This window comes from Paracoccus bogoriensis (genome assembly GCF_019431455.1).
GTDB lineage: Bacteria > Pseudomonadota > Alphaproteobacteria > Rhodobacterales > Rhodobacteraceae > Paracoccus > Paracoccus bogoriensis.
On record NZ_JAHYSR010000010.1, the window covers coordinates 1 to 21,872 of the forward strand.

General features: G+C 66.2%; 24 protein-coding genes and 2 tRNA genes. 19 read left to right on the top strand and 7 right to left on the bottom strand.

Annotated elements, in window-relative coordinates; all coding sequences use genetic code 11:
- Positions 1 to 152: 152 nt before the first annotated feature.
- Genes KY389_RS06480 through KY389_RS06495 form a run of 4 tightly spaced genes read right to left on the bottom strand, consistent with a single transcriptional unit; the run spans position 153 to position 3,763 of the window.
- Entirely contained in the window at positions 153 to 947 is a 795-nt protein-coding gene (locus tag KY389_RS06480) for an ABC transporter permease (protein ID WP_219830048.1), read from the bottom strand.
- Entirely contained in the window at positions 944 to 1,663 is a 720-nt protein-coding gene (locus KY389_RS06485) for an ABC transporter ATP-binding protein (RefSeq protein ID WP_219830049.1), read from the bottom strand. The genes KY389_RS06480 and KY389_RS06485 overlap by 4 nt, the downstream gene beginning before the upstream one ends.
- A complete protein-coding gene (locus KY389_RS06490) occupies positions 1,663 to 2,637 on the bottom strand; it encodes a PQQ-dependent catabolism-associated beta-propeller protein (RefSeq protein ID WP_485020557.1) in 975 nt (324 codons plus the stop codon). The genes KY389_RS06485 and KY389_RS06490 overlap by 1 nt, the downstream gene beginning before the upstream one ends.
- A 13-nt stretch (positions 2,638 to 2,650) precedes the next feature.
- Entirely contained in the window at positions 2,651 to 3,763 is a 1,113-nt protein-coding gene (locus tag KY389_RS06495) for an ABC transporter substrate-binding protein (RefSeq protein ID WP_343222916.1), read from the bottom strand.
- 188 nt (positions 3,764 to 3,951) lie between these two features.
- On the opposite strand from KY389_RS06495, the gene KY389_RS06500 reads away from it, so the two are divergent.
- The 5 genes from KY389_RS06500 to KY389_RS06520 all read left to right on the top strand — a co-directional run bounded on the left by KY389_RS06500 (position 3,952) and on the right by KY389_RS06520 (position 6,857).
- Entirely contained in the window at positions 3,952 to 4,389 is a 438-nt protein-coding gene (locus tag KY389_RS06500) for a cupredoxin domain-containing protein (protein ID WP_219830051.1), read from the top strand.
- An 80-nt stretch (positions 4,390 to 4,469) separates the two neighbouring features.
- On the top strand, positions 4,470 to 5,180 hold the full coding sequence (pedF, locus tag KY389_RS06505) for a cytochrome c-550 PedF (protein ID WP_219830052.1): 711 nt from the start codon (positions 4,470 to 4,472) through the stop codon (positions 5,178 to 5,180).
- Positions 5,181 to 5,202: 22 nt separating this feature from the next.
- The gene (locus KY389_RS06510; protein ID WP_219830053.1) at positions 5,203 to 6,093 is read left to right on the top strand and encodes a transporter substrate-binding domain-containing protein; all 891 of its coding nucleotides are present in this window, start codon (positions 5,203 to 5,205) and stop codon (positions 6,091 to 6,093) included.
- A 70-nt stretch (positions 6,094 to 6,163) separates the two neighbouring features.
- Positions 6,164 to 6,240: transfer RNA gene (locus tag KY389_RS06515), tRNA-Arg, on the top strand.
- A gap of 149 nt (positions 6,241 to 6,389) precedes the next feature.
- A complete protein-coding gene (locus KY389_RS06520; protein ID WP_219830054.1) occupies positions 6,390 to 6,857 on the top strand; it encodes a hypothetical protein in 468 nt (155 codons plus the stop codon).
- Between the two features lie 35 nt (positions 6,858 to 6,892).
- On the opposite strand, the gene KY389_RS06525 is transcribed toward KY389_RS06520, so the two are convergent.
- A tRNA-Thr gene (locus tag KY389_RS06525) sits at positions 6,893 to 6,967 on the bottom strand.
- Positions 6,968 to 7,107: 140 nt separating this feature from the next.
- Here KY389_RS06525 and KY389_RS06530 point away from each other — a divergent pair.
- From KY389_RS06530 to KY389_RS06555, 6 genes are all read left to right on the top strand, one after another.
- Complete coding sequence (locus KY389_RS06530; RefSeq protein WP_219830055.1) at positions 7,108 to 7,299, top strand: hypothetical protein; 192 nt, start codon at positions 7,108 to 7,110, stop codon at positions 7,297 to 7,299.
- A complete protein-coding gene (gene murA, locus KY389_RS06535; protein WP_219830056.1) occupies positions 7,299 to 8,570 on the top strand; it encodes a UDP-N-acetylglucosamine 1-carboxyvinyltransferase in 1,272 nt (423 codons plus the stop codon). The genes KY389_RS06530 and murA overlap by 1 nt, the downstream gene beginning before the upstream one ends.
- Before the next feature lie 3 nt (positions 8,571 to 8,573).
- Positions 8,574 to 9,050 carry a DUF2948 family protein gene (locus KY389_RS06540; protein ID WP_219830057.1) on the top strand — a complete coding sequence of 159 codons (477 nt, stop codon included), beginning with the start codon at positions 8,574 to 8,576 and terminating at the stop codon, positions 9,048 to 9,050.
- Between the two features lie 108 nt (positions 9,051 to 9,158).
- Positions 9,159 to 10,472, top strand: a complete 1,314-nt coding sequence (gene hisD / locus KY389_RS06545) for a histidinol dehydrogenase (protein ID WP_219830058.1) — start codon at positions 9,159 to 9,161, stop codon at positions 10,470 to 10,472.
- Positions 10,469 to 10,948 (top strand): UPF0262 family protein, encoded by a 480-nt coding sequence (locus tag KY389_RS06550; protein WP_219830059.1) that lies wholly within the window; start codon positions 10,469 to 10,471, stop codon positions 10,946 to 10,948. The genes hisD and KY389_RS06550 overlap by 4 nt, the downstream gene beginning before the upstream one ends.
- Positions 10,949 to 10,952: 4 nt before the next feature.
- The gene (locus KY389_RS06555) at positions 10,953 to 11,423 is read left to right on the top strand and encodes an arsenate-mycothiol transferase ArsC (protein ID WP_219830060.1); all 471 of its coding nucleotides are present in this window, start codon (positions 10,953 to 10,955) and stop codon (positions 11,421 to 11,423) included.
- Here the strand turns inward: KY389_RS06555 and KY389_RS06560 are convergent.
- Positions 11,420 to 11,650, bottom strand: a complete 231-nt coding sequence (locus KY389_RS06560; protein ID WP_246587997.1) for a DUF1127 domain-containing protein — start codon at positions 11,648 to 11,650, stop codon at positions 11,420 to 11,422. The genes KY389_RS06555 and KY389_RS06560 overlap by 4 nt on opposite strands.
- Positions 11,651 to 11,795: 145 nt before the next feature.
- Between KY389_RS06560 and KY389_RS06565 the strand changes: the two genes are divergently transcribed.
- The 3 genes from KY389_RS06565 (at position 11,796) to KY389_RS06575 (ending at position 14,009) form a co-directional block, all read left to right on the top strand.
- Complete coding sequence (locus KY389_RS06565; protein WP_219830061.1) at positions 11,796 to 12,662, top strand: LysR family transcriptional regulator; 867 nt, start codon at positions 11,796 to 11,798, stop codon at positions 12,660 to 12,662.
- Between the two features lie 120 nt (positions 12,663 to 12,782).
- The gene (locus tag KY389_RS06570) at positions 12,783 to 13,133 is read left to right on the top strand and encodes a class I SAM-dependent methyltransferase (RefSeq protein ID WP_219830062.1); all 351 of its coding nucleotides are present in this window, start codon (positions 12,783 to 12,785) and stop codon (positions 13,131 to 13,133) included.
- A 27-nt stretch (positions 13,134 to 13,160) separates the two neighbouring features.
- On the top strand, positions 13,161 to 14,009 hold the full coding sequence (locus tag KY389_RS06575) for a hypothetical protein (protein WP_219830063.1): 849 nt from the start codon (positions 13,161 to 13,163) through the stop codon (positions 14,007 to 14,009).
- A 262-nt stretch (positions 14,010 to 14,271) separates the two neighbouring features.
- On the opposite strand, the gene edd is transcribed toward KY389_RS06575, so the two are convergent.
- Entirely contained in the window at positions 14,272 to 16,074 is a 1,803-nt protein-coding gene (gene edd, locus KY389_RS06580) for a phosphogluconate dehydratase (RefSeq protein ID WP_219830064.1), read from the bottom strand.
- 187 nt (positions 16,075 to 16,261) lie between these two features.
- Between edd and KY389_RS06585 the strand changes: the two genes are divergently transcribed.
- Genes KY389_RS06585 through pgi form a run of 5 tightly spaced genes read left to right on the top strand, consistent with a single transcriptional unit; the run spans position 16,262 to position 21,792 of the window.
- Positions 16,262 to 17,455 (top strand): RSP_2647 family RNA methyltransferase, encoded by a 1,194-nt coding sequence (locus KY389_RS06585; protein WP_219830065.1) that lies wholly within the window; start codon positions 16,262 to 16,264, stop codon positions 17,453 to 17,455.
- Positions 17,455 to 18,003: an RSP_2648 family PIN domain-containing protein gene (locus KY389_RS06590; RefSeq protein ID WP_219830066.1), complete on the top strand. Its 549-nt coding sequence runs from the start codon at positions 17,455 to 17,457 to the stop codon at positions 18,001 to 18,003. Before KY389_RS06585 ends, KY389_RS06590 begins: the two co-directional genes overlap by 1 nt.
- Before the next feature lie 50 nt (positions 18,004 to 18,053).
- Positions 18,054 to 19,499, top strand: coding sequence for a glucose-6-phosphate dehydrogenase (gene zwf / locus KY389_RS06595; RefSeq protein WP_219830067.1), 1,446 nt, complete (start codon positions 18,054 to 18,056; stop codon positions 19,497 to 19,499).
- Between the two features lie 2 nt (positions 19,500 to 19,501).
- Positions 19,502 to 20,173 carry a 6-phosphogluconolactonase gene (pgl, locus tag KY389_RS06600; RefSeq protein WP_219830173.1) on the top strand — a complete coding sequence of 224 codons (672 nt, stop codon included), beginning with the start codon at positions 19,502 to 19,504 and terminating at the stop codon, positions 20,171 to 20,173.
- An 8-nt stretch (positions 20,174 to 20,181) separates the two neighbouring features.
- Complete coding sequence (gene pgi / locus KY389_RS06605) at positions 20,182 to 21,792, top strand: glucose-6-phosphate isomerase (protein ID WP_219830068.1); 1,611 nt, start codon at positions 20,182 to 20,184, stop codon at positions 21,790 to 21,792.
- The last annotated feature ends 80 nt before the right edge of the window (positions 21,793 to 21,872 follow it).

Consider the following 21,872-nt stretch of genomic DNA (forward strand, 5'->3'; position numbering starts at 1 on the left):
CACACCGCAGCGGCCGCCTAACCATGAGCCCGGCAACGCTGCCCCGACCCGATTTCAACATTCATCGGGACATCCCCCATTTACCAATGAATTCAGGATAGACCACTCCCCCTTGCTTCAGGATAGGATCGGGCGCGGGGAAATGGCTGATCTCAGCGGCCCTTTCGTGCCATGATCCCGCGCGCGGGATCAAAGCCCCAGAGCGCAAGCCCCAGAAACAGCATGAAGGTCAGCGCAACCCAGCCAAGGCTTTCCAGGTTCAGCCGAAGGTAAAGCGCAAAGCGGATCAGTTCGACCGCGTGGGTAAAGGGGTTCCAGGCGCAGATGTCGCGCAAAATGCGCGAGGACTCGGCCATGCGCCATAGCGGGTAAAGCGCCGTGGACAGGAAGAAGACCGGGAAGATCACAAAGTTCATCACCGCTGCGAAGTTTTCAAGCTGCCGGATGGTCGAGGCCAGGAACAGCCCCACCGCACCCAGCATCAGCCCCGAGACGACCAGAGCCGGCAGCACCGCCAGATAGCCGAGCGGCGGCAGCCGGACGCCGAAGGCCCAGGCGATGACCAGGAAGGAACAGGCCTGCAGGATCGAGACCAGCACCCCTGCCATGAGCTTGCACAGCAACAGCCACCAGCGCGGCATGGGCGCGGTCAGCAGAAGCCGCATCGAGCCCATCTCGCGGTCATGAACAAGGCTCAGGGCGGATTGCATCGCGTTGAACAGCTGGATCATCGCGACAAGGCCCGGCAGGATGTAGATTTCGTAGGTGATATAGGTTTGATAGGGCGGCGTGATCGACAAGCCAAGCGCCGCACGAAAACCCGCCGCAAAGACCAGAAGCCAGATCAGCGGGCGCACCAATGCGGCCAGGAAGCGGTCGCGCTGCGTCAGGAAGCGCAAGGCTTCGCGCGACATGATCGCGGTCATGACGCGCAGGGCGGATCTCATGCGGCATCCTCTGTCAGGGCCAGGAAATGCGCGGCCAGCCCGCCCGGCGGCGCCAGCGCGTCGGCACGCCCCGCTTGCAGGATTGCGCCGCGATGCAGGATGATCGCGGTGTCGGCGGGGGCGATTTCATCGACCAGATGCGTCGCCCAGAGGACCGCGATACCATCCTCGCGCGCCAGGGCATGGACATGGGCGGTGATCGCGGCGCGAGACCGGGCGTCCAGGCCCACGGTCGGTTCGTCCAGCAGCAGCAGGCGCGGGCGGTGCATCAGGGCGCGCGCGATCTCGAGCCGCCGCCGATGGCCGCCATTCAGGTCGCGGGCGCGTTCGCGGGCGCGTTCGGCCATGTCCAGCCGTTCCAGAGCCTCGGATGCGCGCATTGCGGATTGCCGGGCGGACATGCCGTGCAGCGCCCCGAAATAGGCCAGATTGCGCGCCACGCTGAGATCCAGATCCAAGGTCATCTGCTGGAAGACGACCCCCATCCGCGCCAGCGCCGCGCGGGGATGGGTCTGCAAGTCCTGCCCCATCACCGAAATCCGCCCCTGCCGGGCCACGAAAAGCCGCGTCAGCAGCGCGAAGAGCGTCGATTTTCCCGCCCCGTTCGGCCCCAGAAGCGCGCAGAATTCCCCCGCGCGCACATTGAAAGAGACGCCTTTCAACGCCTCTTTCCGTCCATAGCGGAAGGCCAGGTCCAGAACCTCGAGCGCGTGCATCAACTGCCTGCGGGTCGATAGGCCGCGCCCCAGGGAAAGCGGCCGACCTTGATCGTCTTGACCGGCTCGCCGCGCACAAGGTCGATGACCGTCACATCGCCCGAGACTCCGTTTGTCGTGAACAGCTTCGTCTCGTCATCAGACATGGCCATGTGCCAGACACGCCGCCCGACAAGGTGGTATTCCAGCACCTCGTAGTTCTGCATGTCCACCACGGCAACGCGGTTCGCGGGACCAAGCGCGACATAGGCGCGGGTCATGTCATCGGTCAGGCGAAAGCCCACGGGCTGGATGTCGTGGGCGTGCACGTCGGGAATTTCGAAGCGGATTTCAGCCAATTCCTCGAAGGTCTCGGTGTCGAAGACATGCAGGCCGCCGCCAATCTCGGCGCTGACGACCAGGCGCTTGTCGTCGCTGGTGAATTCGGCATGGCGCGGGCGCGATCCGACCAGCGAGTTGTGAAAGATCTCGTGCGTGGTCGTGTCGATCCAATGCGCCATGTTTGTCGTTTCCGATGTGGTGATGGCGATGGTGCCGGCATGGTTGATGGCCTTGCCCTCGGGTTCGACCCCGACCGGGATCTGTGCCACGATCCGGCGGTCCACGACATCGAGGACCGAGGTGATGTTGTCATCCTCGTTCGAGATGTAGATGTGGCGGTTGTCGGGATGCAGGGCAAAGGTCTCGGGGTTCTCGCCCGAGGGCAGGTTGTGCAGGATCTCGCGCGTGGCCGTGTCGATTACCTGGATCGTGCTGTCATCCGAGGCGCAGAGATAGGCGACCTTGTAATCGTGGCTGAACATCAACCCGCGCGGGCGGGCGCCGACCTGGATCGTCTCGATCACCTCCAGCGACGGCACGTCGATGATGCTGATCGTGTTGTCGCGTTCGTTGGACACCCATACCTCCTGCGCGACAGCGGGCGCGGTCATCAGGGCGGTCAGGGCAATCGCGGATACGGTGCGGGCAAGCATGGGCATTGTCCTTTCAGTCGAAGGCAGTGCATTCGGTTTCGGGGCGGTCGCGCCCCATCGTGTCGAGCGTGCTGACCTGATGCAGAAAGCCCGGCATCGGCGCCATGGCGACCAGCGCGGTGCGGGTGGCGATGGGGATGGGCTGGCGCATCTGGCCGTTCCAGCCGCGATAGGTGATGGCGGCGCCCTTGAAGGCGGCCAGCTCGAATTCGTCCCCCAGGATGTAGTCCCGCAGATCGGCGGGATCGGCGGTGCCGGTGCGGGTCACGGCCTCGCCCACGCTGCGGACCGCTGCCCATGCCGCGTAATCGACCGCGCCCATCGGCCTGTCGGCCAGCCGCTTGAAGCGCAGTTGCAGCTGCGCGGCCCCATAGGCCTCGACCCGGTCCGACCAGGCGTCAGGGCGCGCGCCCGCCGATCCGGCGACGGGGCGGGGCTCCCATGCGTGAAATTCCAGATAGGGGGCGAAATCGTTCGTCTCGTCCGCGGCCAGCATCACGTGATGGCTGGGAAAGTCCTGCGTGAACAATGGAAATTCCTGCCCGATATTGCGCCGCATGTCCGAGGACATGTCCCATTCCTTTTCGGCCCGGATACGCGCGCCGAACTTTGTGGCCGCGTCGCGCAAGGCCTGGGCAAAGGCGCGGTCCGGGTCGCGCTGGCCGGTGATCATCACCAGATCGGTCCAGCGGCGCGACACAAGAAACTGCATCAGCGCATCGGCGCGCATCGCGTAGCTGGGCATCGTGTGCAGCAGGTTTGCCCGGCAATCCGCCTCGCGCAGGGTCTCGTCCTCGGCGCTGGCGTTGAAGATCAGCGCGCCTTGCGCCTCGGGCAGATCGGCCAGGGTCAGGATCGCCTTGGCAGGAGCGTTCACGACCAGGATGCGGCTTTCGGCCAGAACCGCGCGGGCTGCCTCTGACCAGTCGCCCTCCGCCGGCACCACGGTTTCCGTCAGGCTGTAGTCGTGCCCCATGAAGCCGCCGGTTGTCGCATTGTCCGCCAGCCCCAGCACCGCGCCCATGCGGCCCAGATCATCGGGGATCGGGTCAAGGTTCGTCAGGACCGGCGGGCGTTCGACCTGCAATTCCAGATAGGCGATCGCCACGTTGATCGGCTCGGCCACGGCCGCGGCGGCCAATGCGGCAAGGCAGACGGGTAGCGCATGGATGCAGCGGATGGCTTGCCCCCTCCCAAAGGCTGCGTCGAGGCTATCGCGGGGGTTGGGACGATGGAAACTTCTACCATGGTCGTATTTCGTCCCGTCCCGCGCCTTTGTTTCCTTGGGTTCGACCAAGCCGGAGGAGAAATCGCATGACCCGCAGCACCGCTTTCGCGGCCTTGACCGCCATGACGGCCGCCATCGCCCCGCTGACCGCCCATGCCATCGGCGGCGATCTGGCCACCCAGCCCATCGCGCTGGAGGCGCTGGAGATCGGGCAGGGCGACAACGGGTTCGGCGTCAGCGTGGCCGAATACCGGTTGCAGACCGGACAGGCCTACAGCCTGCAGATCAACGCGGTGGGCTGGCACGAATGCAACTGGCAGGCGCCGTCGTTCTTTCGCAACGCCTGGCTGCGCAAGATCGAGGCCGGCGGGATGGAGATCAAGGTTCCATCCCTGAACGAGCTGGAGATGACTTCGGATGGCGAGGCCGAACTGTTTTTCGTGCCGATCCGTCCCGGCACCTATGACTGGGGCTGCCGTGGGCTGGAGGATCGGGGTCTCGCGGGGGTGTTCATCGTCCAATAGTCGTATGGCTTTTGGTCGAATGGCGCCGCCGCCATGCCCTCGATAGCCTGCGACGGAACAGACGGACCAGGAGGAGTGACATGTCCGACAGCCTGAAGAAACTGCCGCTGGCCGTGTTGGCCCTGTGCCTCTCGGCCGGTCTGGCGCTGTCGCATGGCGATGTGGCGCCGCAGCCCGTGAATACCGAGGGGTTGCCCGAACTGGGCGAGGATTTTGCGCTGGAGAATCCGTTCCGCGATCCTTCGGGCGAATACTGGGACCGCGCGGTCCGCATCGGGGACAGCGCCTATAATCAGAACTGCGCGCGCTGCCACGGGCTCGAGGCAATCTCGGGCGGGCTGGCGCCGGATCTGCGCTTTCTTGCCGCCGAGGAACTGGACGACGAATGGTATCTGGAACGGTTGCGCAACGGCGCCGGAGACAGGATGCCTGCCTTCGATGGCGTGATGAACCAGCAGGCCATGTGGGCGATCCGCACCTATATCGAGACGCGCCCCGACCCGGACGGGATTGCCGAATACATGCCACGCCTGCGCGAGATTCGCGACGGTCTGCGCGCCAAGCAGGAAGCGATCGCCGCAGGCACGGCCAGCATGGACGATTATGCCGATGAACTCGCCGCGCTCGAGGCCGAGCTGACCCAGATCGCCGAAGCCGTGCCGACCCTGTCCGGCGCGCCCAAGGCCGACAGCATCGCCCGCCGCGCCGCGATCATCCTTGCGACCAAGGCTGACACGTCCTTGCGTGGCGCCGACGAAACCCTGACCGTCGGGCTGTCGGTTGCGCGCTGAGCGCCTGCCGCAAGGAGACGCGATGCGACATATCTCCCGGATCGCCGCATTCATCGCCGCCATCGTCCTGACCCTTGCCGGGGCGGGGCTTTGGGCGCGGGAATACCCCTCGGACGATTCGGGTCGTGACCGGGTGGGCATCGACATCGACGAAATCCGCGAACGGGGCTTCATCGAGATCGGGGTCTATGAAGATTTTCCCCCCTATTCCTGGCGCGACGAGAAGGGCACGCTGATCGGGGTGGATGTCGATCTGGCCAAGCTCATCGCCCAGGATCTGGGGGTCGAGCTGCGTCTTGTTGACCTGCCCGCCGACGAGGATGTGGACAAGGACTTGCGCAACTACATCTGGCGCGGTCATTACATGGGCCGGCGCATCGTCAATGTGCTGATGCGCGTGCCCTACAACCGCGAGCTGGATCACCGCAACGAACTGGCCGCGCTGACAGGCCGCTATGCGCAGGAACGCCTGTCGATCGCCTATCGGGTTTCGGCCTTTCCCGACGAGCCGCCCTTTCCGGGCAGCTTCCGCATCCATCCGGTCGGCGTCGAGGATCATCGTCTGGCCGATTTCTACCTGACCGGCCTGCCCGGCGTGCTGCCCAACATCACGCGCCGCCGCTCTCTGGACGAGCTTTTCGCCTTGCTGCGCAATGGCGAGGTGGTCGCGGTGATGGGCCTTCGCGCCCAGCTTGAACATCATGTCGGCAGCGATCCCGATCTGGCGGTGGAATCCGGTCCCTTGCCCGGTCTCGGAATCGGCACCTGGCCCATCGGCATCGCCACGGCCTTCTACACCGCGCGGATGCTCGGCTACGAGGTGGACGACATCCTGACCGCCGCAGTCGCCGATGGCCGGGTCCAGGCGATTTATGAGGCCCATGGCCTGACCTGGGAGCCTCCCGGCCGCTGAGGCGCGTCAGTGCCGGAATGCGCCAAACACCCTTGCCGCCCGCGCCGCTGCGCCCTAAGACGAAAAGGGCGGCCCCGTGGCTCAACTGGATAGAGCAGCCCCCTCCTAAGGGGCAGGTTACAGGTTCGAATCCTGTCGGGGTCACCAGAAATTTCTGGATTTTACGTTTATTCGTGGGCTTTCTTTCCGGTTCGTCGAACCGGCTCCGGCTCCGAAAGCTCCGGCGCATCGGCTGCACCGCACCGATATTTCCGCGAGAATCGAGCATCGGTTGATCCTGTGGCCGCCGGATCGGTATGGCCGAGACACTGCGCGATGTCCTCCATCGGCCGCCTCGGCAGGAGCCGATCCGCTGTCCTGCGCTGGTCGTGCAGAGTGCCGTGCTCGATTCCTGCGCGCTTCACCGTCGCGTTGAGGCCAGTCGTGATCAAGCCGACGCGGCCTTCTTATTCGATCGCATTGCGCGAGAGGGCCGCAGCCTGACCGGATCAAAGCGCAGACCCCAGGGTGATGTTGATCGGCGCCTTGGCGCGGCTGTTGCGCGACCCGATGTTGCTGGTCGCCAGTTCGATCAGGCCACCCGTCTGACCGAATGGATGCGTCACGTCAATTCCGCGCTGCAGGAATGTTGCAACAACATCCTGCTGATTGCGAAGATGTGCGGCGCCGTCAGCACGGCCCGCGCGTTAGGCGCCGGGCCAGCACGTCAATATGGGCAAAGGCGTCGGCGCCTGGCCGAAACGACGGAAGGCGGGCCGGGCTAGCCTGTCCGATAAATGCCTGACGCTGAGATGATTTATGGTGCTGCCGGAGAGATTTGAACTCTCGACCTCTCCCTTACCAAGGGAGTGCTCTACCCCTGAGCTACGGCAGCTTTTGTGTAGCGGCGTTTAGCCCCTGCATCAGACCAGTGCAAGGGGGGGGTGTGCGATTTCTGGCATAAAATATGGGCCTTCATTCCGGCGTCGCGTTGCCTTGCTGGACTGTCACGCCAAGCGGCGCTAAGGGCGAGGCATGAGCAAGCGATCCGGAAACGGCACCCCGGCAAGAAGCCGCGACGAGAGACTGCGCGAGGCACTGCGGGCGAATCTGCTGCGGCGCAAGGCGCAGGCGCGCGCGCGAGCGACGGCGGATGACATATCGGACATCACGGGCACGGCCGCAGCACCGGCGGCCGAAGCGGAAACAGGCAGGGACGAAAGCTGATGGATCAGATCATCGTGCGGGGCAATGGCCCTTTGAAGGGTGAAATCCCCATTGCAGGCGCCAAGAATGCCTGTCTGACGCTGATGCCCGCGACGCTTCTGACCGACCAGCCGCTGACGCTGACCAATGCGCCGCGCCTGTCGGACATCCGCACCATGACCGCGTTGCTGCAATCCCTTGGTGCCGAGGTGGCGGGGCTGCAGGAAGGCCAGGTTCTGGCTCTGTCCAGCCATGCGCTGACCAGCCACCGCGCCGATTACGACATCGTGCGCAAGATGCGCGCCTCGATTCTGGTTCTGGGGCCGATGCTGGCGCGGGACGGCGTGGCCGAGGTCTCGCTGCCCGGCGGTTGCGCGATCGGGGCGCGGCCGGTGGACCTGCATCTGCGTGCGCTCGAGGCGATGGGCGCCTCGCTGGACCTGCGCGACGGCTATGTCCATGCCCGCGCGCCGCATGGCGGCCTGCGCGGCGCGGTCTTTGAATTCCCGCTGGTCTCGGTGGGCGCGACCGAAAACGCGCTGATGGCCGCGACCCTGGCGCGCGGCACGACCGTCCTGAAGAACGTCGCGCGCGAGCCCGAGATCGTCGATCTGGCCCGCTGCCTGCGCGCGATGGGCGCCCGGATCGAGGGCGAGGGGACCGGCACGCTGACCATCGAGGGCGTCGATGCCCTGCATGGTGCGACCCATCCCGTCGTCACCGACCGGATCGAGCTGGGCACCTACATGCTGGCGCCGGCCATGTGCGGTGGTGAGGTCGAATGTATCGGCGGACGGATCGAGTTGCTGGAGGCATTCTGCGAAAAGCTGGACGAGGCCGGGCTTGTCGTCGAGGAAACGGCGCGCGGCATCAAGGTCTCGCGCCCCAATGGCCGGGTGCGGGCGGTGAACGTCACGACCGCGCCCTTCCCCGGTTTTCCGACCGATCTTCAGGCGCAGTTCATGGCGCTGATGTGTCTGGCCGACGGCACCAGCATCCTTGAGGAAACGATCTTCGAGAACCGCTTCATGCACGCCCCCGAACTGGCCCGGATGGGCGCAAGGATCGAGGTCCAGGGCGGTCATGCCACCGTCCACGGGGTCGAGACGCTGCGCGGCGCGCCGGTCATGGCCACCGATCTGCGCGCCTCGGTCAGTCTGATTCTGGCCGGAATGGCCGCCGAGGGTCAGACCACGGTGAGCCGCGTCTATCATCTGGATCGCGGCTACGAACATGTCGTGCGCAAGCTCCGCGCCGTCGGAGCTCATATCGAACGTGTCAAGGAGGACTAGCCCATGACCCGCGACGCCCGTTTTGCCGATGCAGACCCGCGCCCCCTGGCCCTGAAGGCCGAGGATGAGGTCGATCTGCGCATCCTGTCCGCGCTGGTGCAGGATGCGGTTCTGGTGGGTTCCGACATCGCCCATGACCCGCGTCGCCGCTGCCTGTCGATGCTGCTGACGCGCTTTCGGTGGGAGGATGCCGAGGCCGCCGAGGCCGAGGGACGTTCCTTCGAGCGCGTCCGCTCGGTGCTGGCGATCGGGGATGTGATGCGCGTTCTCAGCGATGGTGTGGTGCGCGACGCGGATACGGTTCTGGCGCTTCTGGCGATCCGCTGGCAACCGGGCGAGGACGGGACCGGGCGGCTGGTGCTGGATTTCGCGGGCGATGGCACGATAATGGCCGAGGTGGAGTGCATCAACCTGGACTTGCGCGATGTCACCCGCCCGCATCTGGCGCAGTCGCGCCAGGCGCCCAGCCATCCTGATTGAGGCTGGCGGGCAGGGTCGCCGCGTCACCCTGTCCGATGGAAAGTGCTGCGCAAGGCGGGGATGACGTGCCGGGTCGGAGATGCCCGGTTTTCGGCAAGGAGAAAGACGATGCCTGTCTGGCTGAACATGGCGGATGCCGATTTCGAGGCGGGCTTTGGCCGGATGTTGTCGGCCAAGCGCGAGGACTCGACCGATGTAAGCGACGCGGTGGCTGCGATCATCGCCGATGTGCGCGCGCGCGGCGATCTGGCGCTTTGCGAGCTGACGGCGCGTTTCGACCGGCTGTCGCTGACGCCCGCCACACTGCGCTTCACGCCCCAGGAAATCGAGGCTCATATCGCCCGTGTCACGCCCGAGGATCGCGCCGCCCTGGCCCTGGCGGCCGAACGCATCCGTGCCTATCACGCCCGGCAGATGCCCGAGAATGCCAGCTGGACCGATCCCGAGGGCGCGACGCTTGGCTGGCGCTGGTCGGCTGTGTCTGCGGCAGGTCTCTATGTGCCGGGCGGGCAGGCGGCCTATCCCTCCAGTGTGCTGATGAACGCGATCCCGGCGCGGGTGGCGGGGGTCGAACGGCTGGTCATCTGCGTGCCGACGCCGGATGGGGTCGTCAACCCGCTGGTCCTGCTGGCGGCCCAGTTGTCGGGCGTGGACGAGGTCTATCGCATCGGCGGCGCGCAGGCGGTGGCGGCGATGGCCTATGGCACCGACACCATCGCGCCGGTGGACAAGATCACCGGGCCGGGCAATGCCTATGTCGCGGCGGCCAAGCGGCAGGTCTTTGGCCGCGTGGGCATCGACATGATCGCGGGTCCGTCCGAGGTGCTGGTGATCGCGGATGGCGATCAGAACCCTGAATGGCTTGCCTGGGATCTGCTGGCGCAGGCCGAACATGATGCCGATGCGCAATCAATCCTGATCACCACCGATGCGGGCCTGGCCCGCGCCGTGGCCGAGGCGGTGGACCGGATCATCCCGACCTTGGACCGCGCGGCCATCGCGGGCGCAAGCTGGCGCGATTACGGCACGCTGATCGTCGTGGACGACCTCGACCAGGCCGCCGCCCTGTCGAACCGCATCGCGCCCGAGCATCTGGAACTCTGCGTGGCCGACCCCGAGGCCCTGGCCGCGAAATGCGTCCATGCCGGCGCGATCTTTCTGGGCGCCCATACGCCCGAGGCGGTCGGCGATTACGTCAGCGGGCCGAATCACGTCCTGCCTACGGCCCGGTCTGCCCGGTTCAGTTCGGGCCTTTCGGTGATGGATTTCCTCAAGCGCACGACGCTGGCGCGGCTGACACCGGGTGCTTTGGCAGCCATCGGCCCCGCCGCGGTGCGGCTGGCCGCATCCGAGGGCTTGCAGGCGCATGGCGCTTCGGTTCAGGCTCGGCTGGGGACGCTGAACGAAAGGCCTGCCGGATGAGCCGTCTGATCAGGATCGAGATAGACGACAGCGCGGCACCGCCCGCGACCCCCGAGATGGAGCAGGAACGCCGCGTGGCGATCTTCGACCTGATCGAGGAAAACAGCTTCGCCATTCCCGGCCGTGACGGTCAATCCGCCCCCGACGGCCCCTTCGTGCTGGAATTGTGCATCCGCGAAGGTCGTCTTGTTTTCGACGTTCAGCAGGAAAACGGTGGCAAGGTCGCGGAATTCCATCTGTCGCTCGGGCCGTTCCGGCAGGTGGTCAAGGATTATTTCCAGATCTGCCAGAGCTATTTCGACGCCGTCCGCCGCCTGCCTCCGGCCCAGATCGAGGCGATCGACATGGCGCGGCGCGGCATCCACAATGAGGGGGCGCGCACGCTTCAGGAACGTCTGGAAGGCAAGGCTGTTCTGGATGTCTATACGGCCCGGCGCCTGTTCACGCTGATCTGCGCGCTGATTCCGCAGGCGTGACGCGATGGCCCAGGACAAGATCCCCTCGTCGATCCTGTTCTGCTGCGATCACAATGCCATCCGTTCCCCCATGGCCGAGGGGATGATGAAGAAGTTCTACGGCCGTGCCGCCTATGTGCAGTCGGCAGGCGTCAAGAGCGACATGGAGGTGGACGGCTTCGCCATTGCCGTCTGCGACGAAATCGGCGTGTCGCTGGCCCATCATCGCAGCCGCAGCTTTGAAGAGATGCAGGATTGGGGCGATGATCTGGGTCAGTTCGACCTGATCGTGGCCCTGTCGCCTGCCAGCCAGCGCATGGCGCTGGAAATGACGCGCCATGCCCATATCGAAGTCGAATACTGGCCGATCATGGATCCTTCGGGTCTGGCCGAGAGCCGGGACGCGAAGCTGGCGCTCTATCGTCAGGTGCGCGACCAGATCGAGACGCGGATGCGCGAGCGCTTCGGCGCGCCCCGCCCGGCAGAGAACGATTAGCGCCGCCGCCAGTTGGCCGGCACATCCCAGATCGGGCGGTCGATCTCGGCCTCGACCTCTTCGCGAGTCAGGCCGATATCGCGCAGCATCGCATCATCCAGTCGCGACAGGTCGATCCGTGTGCGCCGGACATCGAACATGGTCAGCAGGCGTTCCAGCAGGCGCGGGCGGGGGATCACGCCTTGGCCGGTGACGACGCGCAGCATGGCATTGGGTCGGGTGGTCATGGTTCAACTCCGCTGATTACTATCATCACAATAGATTATTTGCACCATTTCGATATTTCTTATTGATGAATAGACCTGCCAGTGATATTTGTGAAACGAATGATTTTGATCTGTTCCATCAGGGATTCTGAAGGATAAGGCAGGGATGCGAAATCTGGACATAGCCACGCTGCGATCGCTGCAGGCGGTGGCCGAATACGGTGCCGTGACGCGCGCGGCCGAAGCGCTGAACATGACCCAGAGCGCATTGTCGATGCAGATGAAGCGGCTGGAGGAGGTCTTTGGCCGCCCGATGCTGGAACGCTCGGGCCGCGGCGTCGTCCTGTCGGATTTCGCGCAGGATCTCTTGGGCGAAAGCCGCAAGCTGGTGGCGCTGAACGATGCGATCCTGTCCCGCTTCACCGGCGCCCGCCCCGAGATGCGGCTGCGCGTGGGGCTGACCAGCGACTGGCTGTTCGACCGGGTGGCGCAGGCCGTGCGCGCCTTTCGCCGCGAGAACGGGCAGGTCGAACTGATCATCAACGATGCCCGCAGCAAGGATCTGCGCGCGCAGATGAAGCGGGGCGAACATGACGTGATCCTGACCACGGAATTCGACGCGCCCGCCGGCGCGACCCATCTGGCCAAGGTCGATCTGGCCTGGTTCGGCGCGCAACGCGGCAGTGCCTGGCGCGAAAGGCCGGTCCCCATCGCGAATTCCCCCCATTGCGCGTATTACCCGGTGGGCATGGCCGCGCTGGAGGATGCGGGCATCGAGTGGGTCCAGGTCGTGGGCGATGGCGGCAGCGACACCTGGCGGGTGCTGGCGGCGGCCGATCTGGGCATCACGATCCTGCCACGGGGGATCTCGGCCCCAGGACTGGAGGTGGTCGAACATGGCGGCGCCCTGCCGCCTTTGCCGCCGACCTGGCTGAACGTCTATGTCGCCGACGGCCCCGCGAGGCTGGTTGCCTCTGATTTTACGGGCTATCTGCGCCGTGCCGTCTGCGAGGTGGCCGCTGCCGCGGCCTGAGACCGTGTCAAGCGAATCGCGCAAGAGCATCCTGCAGGCGTGTTTTTGAGTTTTCATCGTCGGTCCGCCCACGCGCGGGTGATCATTCACGGCATCGACAAATTCAGAACGTAAGGTTACGTGCCCGTCCATCATGCGCTGCTGGAAGATCGGCGCGACAGGCCGCTGGAGATGCTCGAGCGCGGTATCAGCGGCTATGAAAGCCCGGATGCGGACAGCGAGTCGCTGGCGATGTGGCGCGACGATCTGCCCCAGGCCCATATCGTCGGGCTGGATATTGCGCCCAAGCAGCTTGACCTGGGGCCGCGCGTGACGATGATTCAGGGGAGCCAGATCGACCCGGCGGCGATCGCGCACCTGATCGCGGAACACGGCCCCTTCGACGTGCTGGACGATGGCAGCCATCACAATGCTCATCTCTGGCAGAGCCTTATATTGCTGTTCCCGGCGCTCAGGTGCAGCAGGCTGTAACTGGCCGAGGATATGCAGGCGGCCTTCATGCCGGCTCTTGGCGGCGCGGTCACGATGACGCTGCCAAATACGATCGGCAGTTTCGGCGGGCTGGCGCTGGACCTTGGGCATCGTGACGCCAGGATGCCCAAGGGGCCTCTCATCTCGCGCATTGACCGGATTTACAACATCATCGCTGTTATCGCCGCCGAGGATGGCGCCGTCCCCGAGGCGATGCCTCTGACGCCGGGCGGGGCGGCGCTGGCTGTCGGGCGTGCGGCGCTTTGGGGAATGGACCTGACCGCGCCGCGCGACGAACAGGGCGATTCTGCCCTGTGGGAGGATCATCTGGCCCTGCGAAACCGCCTCGGCCGGATGGCCGATGGCGAGGCACTGGCCATCCCCGGCAGGCCCGCCGCAACCGCGCCGATCCTGAACCTGTTCCAGCAGATCGACCTGATCGAGCAAGCGCGGGTTTTCCCGCATGTCCAGCCGATCGAGACCGCGCCCCTGATCATCAGGATGTCGGCCTTTCGCGATGGGGTGCTGTTGGTCAAGGGGCCGAATGATTACCCGTCGAACGACTGGTTCCATTGCGCATCGAAACGCGCGCGCAGGGCATTCCAGTGGTATTATGACGTGCTTCTGGAGGCCGGGCAGCAGAGCGTCCCGCAGCTGCCGCAATTCGATCGGTTGCTTGAAGTGCTGCACCAGGCGCATCGCCATGCCGTCGCGCCGTCCCCGTTGCGCCGTCTGGTCCAGCAGGATCGCGCCGACAGCACGATTGCCGCGCTGGCGCGATCGCGGCAGCGCGTGCCGGGTGCTGGCACGAGGCCGCCGCTGTCGCCCAGCCTGCGATCCGCAATGGTGGCGATCCGTTGCTGGGCGCGCTGCTGAGCTGGAGCCTGAGGAAGGTCGAGACACATCGCGAGGACGCGCGCGACGTGCTGGGCCTTGATCCAAAGACCGACGACGACATGCTGAACGCAACCCATCCTGGCGCGTTGCGACGCGGCCAGGCCGCCCGAGGGCGTGATGGCCACCGCGATTGCCTATCTGCGCCACGATCTGGGCGCGGGGCCCTCTCTGGTGCAGATCGGCTGAGGCCGGAACGGGGTGCGGCGGGCGCGTCCCGCTCCGGGAATTGGTGCGGGTTGTGTCAGACGACCACGCCCGCGCCCTGATCGGCGGGGCCCGCCACGGCGCGGAAGGCCGCGAAAAGCTCGCGCCCCAAGCCCTCGGAACTGTGGCTGGCATCGTGGATCGCGGCTTCGCGCGCGTCGAAATCGGCCTCCAGGCAATCCAGGGTTCCCGCAACCGCGTCCAGCCGCACCAGATCACCGTCACGCAGCCGCGCCAAGGGGCCGCCGCCCGCCGCCTCGGGGGCAACATGGATCGCCGCCGGCACCTTGCCCGAGGCGCCCGACATCCGCCCGTCCGTCACCAGCGCGACCTTGAGGCCGCGATCCTGCAACACGGCCAGCGTGGGCGTCAGCGAATGAAGCTCGGGCATTCCGTTGGCGCGCGGACCCTGGAAGCGGACGACGACCACGGTATCCTGGGTAAATTCCCCGGCCTTGAAGGCCGTCTTAACCGATTCCTGATCCTCGAAGACGCGGGCGCGAGCCTCGATGATGCGGCGTTCGGGGGCGACGGCGCTGATCTTGATGACGCCGCGGCCCAGATTGCCGGAAAGCTGCTTCAGCCCGCCGGTCCGCGCGAAGGGGGCGCTGATCGGGCGCACGATCCGGTCGTTCAGGCTTTCACGGGCGCCTTCCTCCCACCGGATGCCGGACCCGTCCAGCTTGGGCTCGACGATGTAACCGTCAAGCCCCGTGCCGTTGACGGTCTTGACATCCGCGTGCAGCAGCCCGGCTTCCAGAAGCTGGCGGATCACGAAGCCAAGCCCGCCCGCCGCGTGGAAATGGTTCACATCCGCCAGGCCGTTGGGATAGACCCGCGCCAGAAGCGGCACGGCCTCGGACAGGTCGTTGAAATCCTCGATGTCCAGGATCACGCCCGAGGCGCGCGCCATCGCCGGCAGATGCAGGACAAGGTTGGTCGATCCACCTGTCGCCATCAACCCGACGATTCCGTTGACGAAGGCACGTTCGTCCAGCACTTCGCCTGCGGGCAGGTATTCGTTGCCCAGATTGGTCAGTTGCGCGGCGCGCTGCACGGCGGCGACGGTCAGCGCCTCGCGCAGTGGCGTGCCCGGATTGACGAAGCTGGAGCCGGGCAGGTGCAGGCCCATGAACTCCATCAGCATCTGGTTCGTATTCGCCGTGCCGTAAAAGGTGCAGGTGCCCGCGCTGTGATAGCTGGCCATCTCGGCGGCCATCAACGCCTCGCGTCCGACCTCGCCCGTGGCGAATTGCTGGCGCACCTTGGCCTTTTCGTCATTGGGCAGGCCCGAGGGCATGGGGCCTGCCGGCACGAAAACCGCCGGGATATGGCCGAACGTGCCGGCCGCGATGATCAGCCCCGGCACGATCTTGTCGCAGACCCCCAGATAAAGCGCGGCGTCGAAGCAGTCATGCGACAGCGCCACCCCCGCCGCCAGCGCGATCACGTCGCGCGAAAAGAGCGACAGCTCCATCCCCGGGCGGCCCTGCGTGACGCCGTCGCACATTGCCGGAACGCCGCCCGCGACCTGCACGGTGGCCCCCGCCGCACGGCCTGCGCGCCGGATGATGTCGGGATAGCGCTCATAGGGCTGGTGCGCCGAGAGCATGTCGTTATAGGCGGTCACGATCCCGATATTGGGCTTGCGCGAATTGGCCAGATCGGCCTTGTCCGCCATCGCGGCATAGGCATGGGCCTGATTGCCGCAGGACAGATGGGCGCGCGCCGGACCGTCCTGGGCTGCGCGTGCGATCTTGGCCAGATAGGCGCTGCGCGCCTTGTGCGAGCGTTCGCGGATGCGGTCTGTCACCCGGTCAAGCGTGGCGTGAAGGGTCATCTGGGGCTCCTCTGGCTGTGAAGACGATATACAGCGTTAGCGGTAACGGTTCAACCGGGCTGCCGCCTGGCCGCGGTAAAGGGCCGGGATTTGCCGCCCGCAGGACGGCCATATCCGGGCCTGGCTGCGGCTGCGGCTTGTCTGACGCGGCGGCGCGTGTCAGATCGGCCGGGAAAGGAATCCCGTCATGTCCGACCTGCCCGTCATCCGCCTGCGTCCGAAATCCAAGCCCCAGGCCATCCGCCACGGCTTTCCTTGGGTCTATGCCGACGAGGCGGTGCTGGACCGGCGCACGCGCGGCCTTGCGCCCGGCGCGCTGGCCGTGCTGGAGGATGCCGAGAGGCGTCCCTTGGCGCTGGTGACGGTCAATCCCAACTCGAAGATCGTGGCGCGGGTGATGGACGCCGATCCCGGGGCGCGCATCGACGCGGCTTGGCTGGAGTCGCGCCTGTCGCGCGCGCTGGCCCTGCGCGAGCGACTGCATGATGCGCCCTTCTACCGGCTGGTCCATGCCGAGGCTGACGGGCTGCCCGGTCTGGTCATCGACCGTTTCGGCGATCATGCCGTGATCCAGCCCAACGCCGCTTGGGCGGACGGGATGGCCGATGCCATCGCGGATGCGCTGATCGCCGTCACGGGCGTCAAGACGGTGATCCTGAACGGGCAGGGGCGGGCGCGCGGGCTTGAGGGGCTGGACGAGCGGATGGAGGTTCTGCGTGGCGCTGCCCCCGAACGGCCGGTTCCGGTGACGATGAACGGCGCCGTCTATATGGCCGATCTGATGGGCGGGCAGAAGACCGGGCTGTTCTACGACCAGCGGCCGAACCATGCCTTTGCGCAGCGGCTGGCGGGAGGCGGCGCGGTTCTGGACGTGTTCAGCCATGTCGGCGGCTTCGGGCTGGCGATGCTGGCGGGCGGGGCCTCCAGCGCGCTGTGCGTCGATGGCAGCGCGGCCGCGCTGGAACTGGCGCAGCAGGGCGCGCAGGCCATGGGCGCCGGAGACCGGCTGGAGATCATGCGCGCCGATGCCTTCCATGCGCTTGAGGCGCTGGCCGCCGAGGATCGGCGATTCGAGGTGGTAATCTGCGATCCGCCCGCCTTCGCGCCCTCGAAACCCGCGCTGAATGCGGGCCTTCGCGCCTATGAGCGGGTGGCGAAGCTGGCTGCGCCTCTGGTCGCGCCGGGCGGCTATCTGGGCCTGTGCAGTTGCAGCCACGCCGCCGACCTGACCGCGTTCCGCAATGTCAGCGCGCGCGGGATCGGGCGTGGTGGGCGGCGTGGCGTGCTGATTCATACCGGGCAGGCCGGGCCGGATCATCCGACCCTGCCGCAGCTGGCCGAGACGGGCTATCTCAAGGCCCTGTTCTTCCGGCTGGACTGATGCGCGCCCTGTTGGACGCCAACGTGCTTTACCCCACCATCCTGCGCGAGATCCTGTCGGATCTGGCTTGGGCGGGGCTGTTCCAGCCTTTGTGGTCGGCGCGCATCCTCGCGGAATGGCGCCATGCCGCCGCGCGCCTGGGTGACGAGGCCGCTGCGGTGGCCGGGGCCGAGATCGCGCTGTTGCGGCTGCGGTTTGCGCAGGCGGAATGCGACGGGCAGGGCATTGCCGCGATTGATCTGGATTTTCCCGACCCCTCCGACCGCCATGTGGTCGAGGCCGCGTTGGCAGGTCGCGCCGATCTGATCGTGACCGCCAATCTGCGCGATTTCCCGCCCCGGATCATGGCCGGGCTGGGGCTGCGGGCCATCCATCCCGACGCGTTCCTGCTGGAGCTGCATCGTCGCAATCCGGTTGCCGTGCGCGCCGCGCTGGAGGCCGCGCGCGCACGGGTCTCTGCCCTTGGGGGCGGCATGGACATGGCCGAAATGCTCAAACGCTGCCGCCTGCCGCGGTTGGCGCGTGCCGTGAAGATTGAACCCGGTTGATGTTAACGCTAACAAAAGATAAGGCGAAGCCGATCCACAAGGAGGACAGCATGGTCTCGCGCGTCATTCCGGTCGATGATTTCGATCTGGTGATCTTCGGTGCCACGGGCGATCTGGCCCACCGCAAGATTCTGCCGGGCCTGTTCCGGCGCTTCAAGGCCGGGCAGATCCCGGCGACCAGTCGCATCATCGGCGCCGCCCGCACAGCCCAGGACGACGATGCCTTTCGGGCCGAGGCCGCGGGCGCGATCCGCGAATTCGGCGGCGTGACCGGCGAGGATCCGCAACTGGCCGAATTCCTGTCGCTGCTGGGCTATGTCGCCATCGACGCGCGGGGCGAGGGTGGCTGGCAGGAACTGAAAGCCCGGATGCGCCCCGGCGCGGTCCATGCCTTCTACTTCTCGGTCGCGCCGGCGCTGTTTGGCGATATTGCAGAGCGGCTGGCCGGGCACGGGATCGCGGATGATGACAGCCGTATCGTGGTCGAAAAGCCCTTTGGCCGCGATCTGGCCAGCGCAAGGGCACTGAATGCGACGCTGGCGCAGCATTTCCACGAGCATCAGATTTATCGGATCGACCATTATCTGGGCAAGGAAACCGTCCAGAACCTGATGGCCGTCCGCTTCGCCAACGTGCTGTTTGAGCCGCTGTGGAACGCGCAATTCATCGACCATGTGCAGATCACCGTGGCCGAAACCGTCGGCGTGGCCGGGCGTGGCAGCTATTACGACAAGTCCGGGGCGATCCGCGACATGGTGCAGAATCATCTGATGCAGCTGCTCTGCCTGATCGCGATGGAGCCGCCCTATCATTTCGACCCCGACGCCGTGCGTGATGAAAAGCTCAAGGTGATCCGCGCGCTTGAGGCCGTGCCGCCCCAGGATATCGTGCGCGGTCAGTATCGCGGCCATGATGACGATTACCTCAAGGATGCCGAAAACCCCGAATCGCGCACCGAAAGCTATGTGGCGATGAAGGTCCGCATCGCGAACTGGCGCTGGCAGGGCACGCCTTTCTACCTGCGCACCGGCAAGAAGCTGCGCGCGCGCACCTCGGAAATCGCCATCATCTTCAAGGAACCGCCGCATTCGATCTTTGACGATAGCGGCCAGCCCAAGGCCAACGAGCTTGTCATTCGCCTGCAACCGAATGAGGGCATGAACCTCAAGGTGATGATCAAGGAGCCGGGGCCGGGGGGGATGCGGCTTGTGCAGGTGCCGTTGGACATGTCCTTCGCCGATGCGCTTGGCCCCGACGGGGCGGACATGCCCGATGCCTATGAGCGGCTGATCATGGATGTGATCCGGGGCAACCAGACCCTGTTCATGCGCGGCGACGAGGTCGAGGCTGCCTGGGCCTGGACCGATCCGATCATCAACGCCTGGGAGGACAGCAAGCGCCGCCCCGAACCCTATGACCCCGGATCCTCGGGCCCCGACGAAGCGTTGCGCCTGATGCATCGCGACAATCGCCGCTGGAGGGAGATCAGGTCATGAGCATGGAATTCCGAAACTATCCCGACCGCGAGATGCTGGCCCTGTCGCTGGCGGATTGCATCGCCTCGCAACTGGCGCAGCATCTGCGCAGCAACGAACGCGCCACGCTCTGCGTGCCGGGCGGAACCTCGCCCGCGCCGGTCTTCGAGACGCTGTCGGGCACCGATCTGGACTGGGACCGCGTGACGGTCGTGCTGGGCGATGAACGCTGGGTGGATGGCGATCACAAGCGGTCGAATTCGCGCCTGCTGCGGCGGCATCTGCTGAAGGACAAGGCGGCCGCGGCGCATTACATCGACCTTTACACAGGCGATGCCTCGCCCGATCCGGCGACCGAGGCGCTGGCCGCGCGGCTGGCGCCGCATCTGCCGCTGACGGTGGTGCTGCTGGGCATGGGCAACGACATGCACACCGCAAGCCTCTTTCCCGGCGCCGATCAGCTGGCGGCCGCGATGGCTCTCGACGCGCCCCCGGTCATGGCGATCCGTGCCGAGGGCGCGGAAGAGCCGCGCATCACCCTGACGCGCCCCGTTCTGGCCGAGGCGCTGAACATTCATGTGCTCATCATGGGGCCCGAAAAGCGCGAGGCGCTGGAGCGCGCGCAGAAGCTCGATCCGATCGAGGCGCCGATCCGCGCCTTCCTTGACCAGGCCATCGTCCACTGGGCCGAATGAGGACCGCCATGTCAGATCTCTGGAACCGTCTGCAATCCTATCGTCGGGCGCAGGGAGATAGGCGCATCGAGTCGCTGTTCGCCGCCGATCCTGCCCGCGCCGAGGTGTTTTCGGCCAGCGCCGACGGGCTGGTGCTCGATTATTCCAAGACCACGATCGACGCGGGGGCGCGCGACCTGCTGCTGACGCTGGCGCGCGATGCGGCGGTCGAGGCGCGGCGCGAGGCGATGTTCTCGGGCGAGAAGATCAACGAGACCGAGGGCCGCGCCGTCCTGCACACCGCGTTGCGCAACCTGTCGGGCCGCGTGGTCGTGGATGGTCAGGACGTGATGCCCGCTGTGCGCGAGACCCATGCGCGCATGTCGGCCTTTGCCCGCGCGGTCCGCGAGGGCGGCTTTGCGGGGCAAGGCGGGCGGATCACCGATGTCGTCAATATCGGCATCGGCGGCTCGGATCTGGGGCCGGCCATGGCCGCGCTGGCGCTGGCGCCCTGGCATGACGGGCCGCGCACGCATTTCGTCAGCAACGTGGACGGCGCGGATATCGCCGACACGCTGAAGGGGCTGGACCCGGCCACCACGCTGGTCATCGTTGCCTCGAAGACCTTCACCACGATCGAGACGATGACGAATGCGCAGACCGCCCGGGACTGGATGGCGGCTTCGGTCTCTGACCCTGCCGCGCAATTCGTGGCGCTGTCCTCGGCCACCGCCAGGGCCGCCGATTTCGGCATCCCGGCCGAGCGGGTCTTTGGGTTCGAGGATTGGGTCGGCGGCCGTTATTCGATCTGGGGGCCGATCGGTTTGTCGCTGATGCTGGCCGTAGGGCCAGAGCGGTTCGACGAATTCCTTGCGGGCGGCGCCGCGATGGATGCGCATTTCCGTGCCGCCCCGCTGGAGGCGAACCTGCCGGTTCTGCTGGCGCTGGTGGGCATCTGGCACCATCAGATCTGCGGCTATCCGACCCGTGCGGTTCTGCCCTATGACAACCGCCTGATGCGCCTGCCCGCCTATTTGCAGCAGCTCGAGATGGAATCGAACGGCAAGCGCGTGGCGATGGATGGCAGCGATCTGCCGGTCGTCTCGGGGCCGGTCGTCTGGGGCGAGCCGGGCACGAACGGACAGCACGCCTTCTATCAACTGATTCATCAGGGCACGACGCCCGTGCCTTGCGAATTCATCCTGGCCGCGCGCGGGCATGAGCCTGATCTGGCGCATCATCATATCCTGCTGGCCGCGAATTGCCTGGCGCAGTCCGAGGCGCTGATGCGCGGGCGCAGCCTGGACGAGGCGCGCGCGCTGATGGCGGCCAAGGGGCTTGAAGGCGCCGAGCTTGAACGCCAGGCCCGCCACCGGGTCTTTCCGGGCAACCGGCCTTCGACCACGCTTCTCATCGACCAACTGACACCCCACACGCTTGGGCAGATCGTGGCGCTTTACGAGCATCGCGTCTTTGTCGAGGGCGTGATCCTGGGGATCAACAGTTTTGACCAATGGGGTGTGGAACTGGGCAAGGAGCTGGCGCTGAAGGTCGAACCCTTGCTGAAGGGCCAAGGCGAGCCTGGGCACGATGCCTCGACCCTGCGGCTGGCCGGTCTGATCCGGCGGCTACGCGGCTGAGGCACCCGAAGGTAGGCTGCGGGCTGGGGGCGCTTCCCCCCGTCCTGCGGACTTTCCCAGGGGTATTTGGCCCAAGGCAA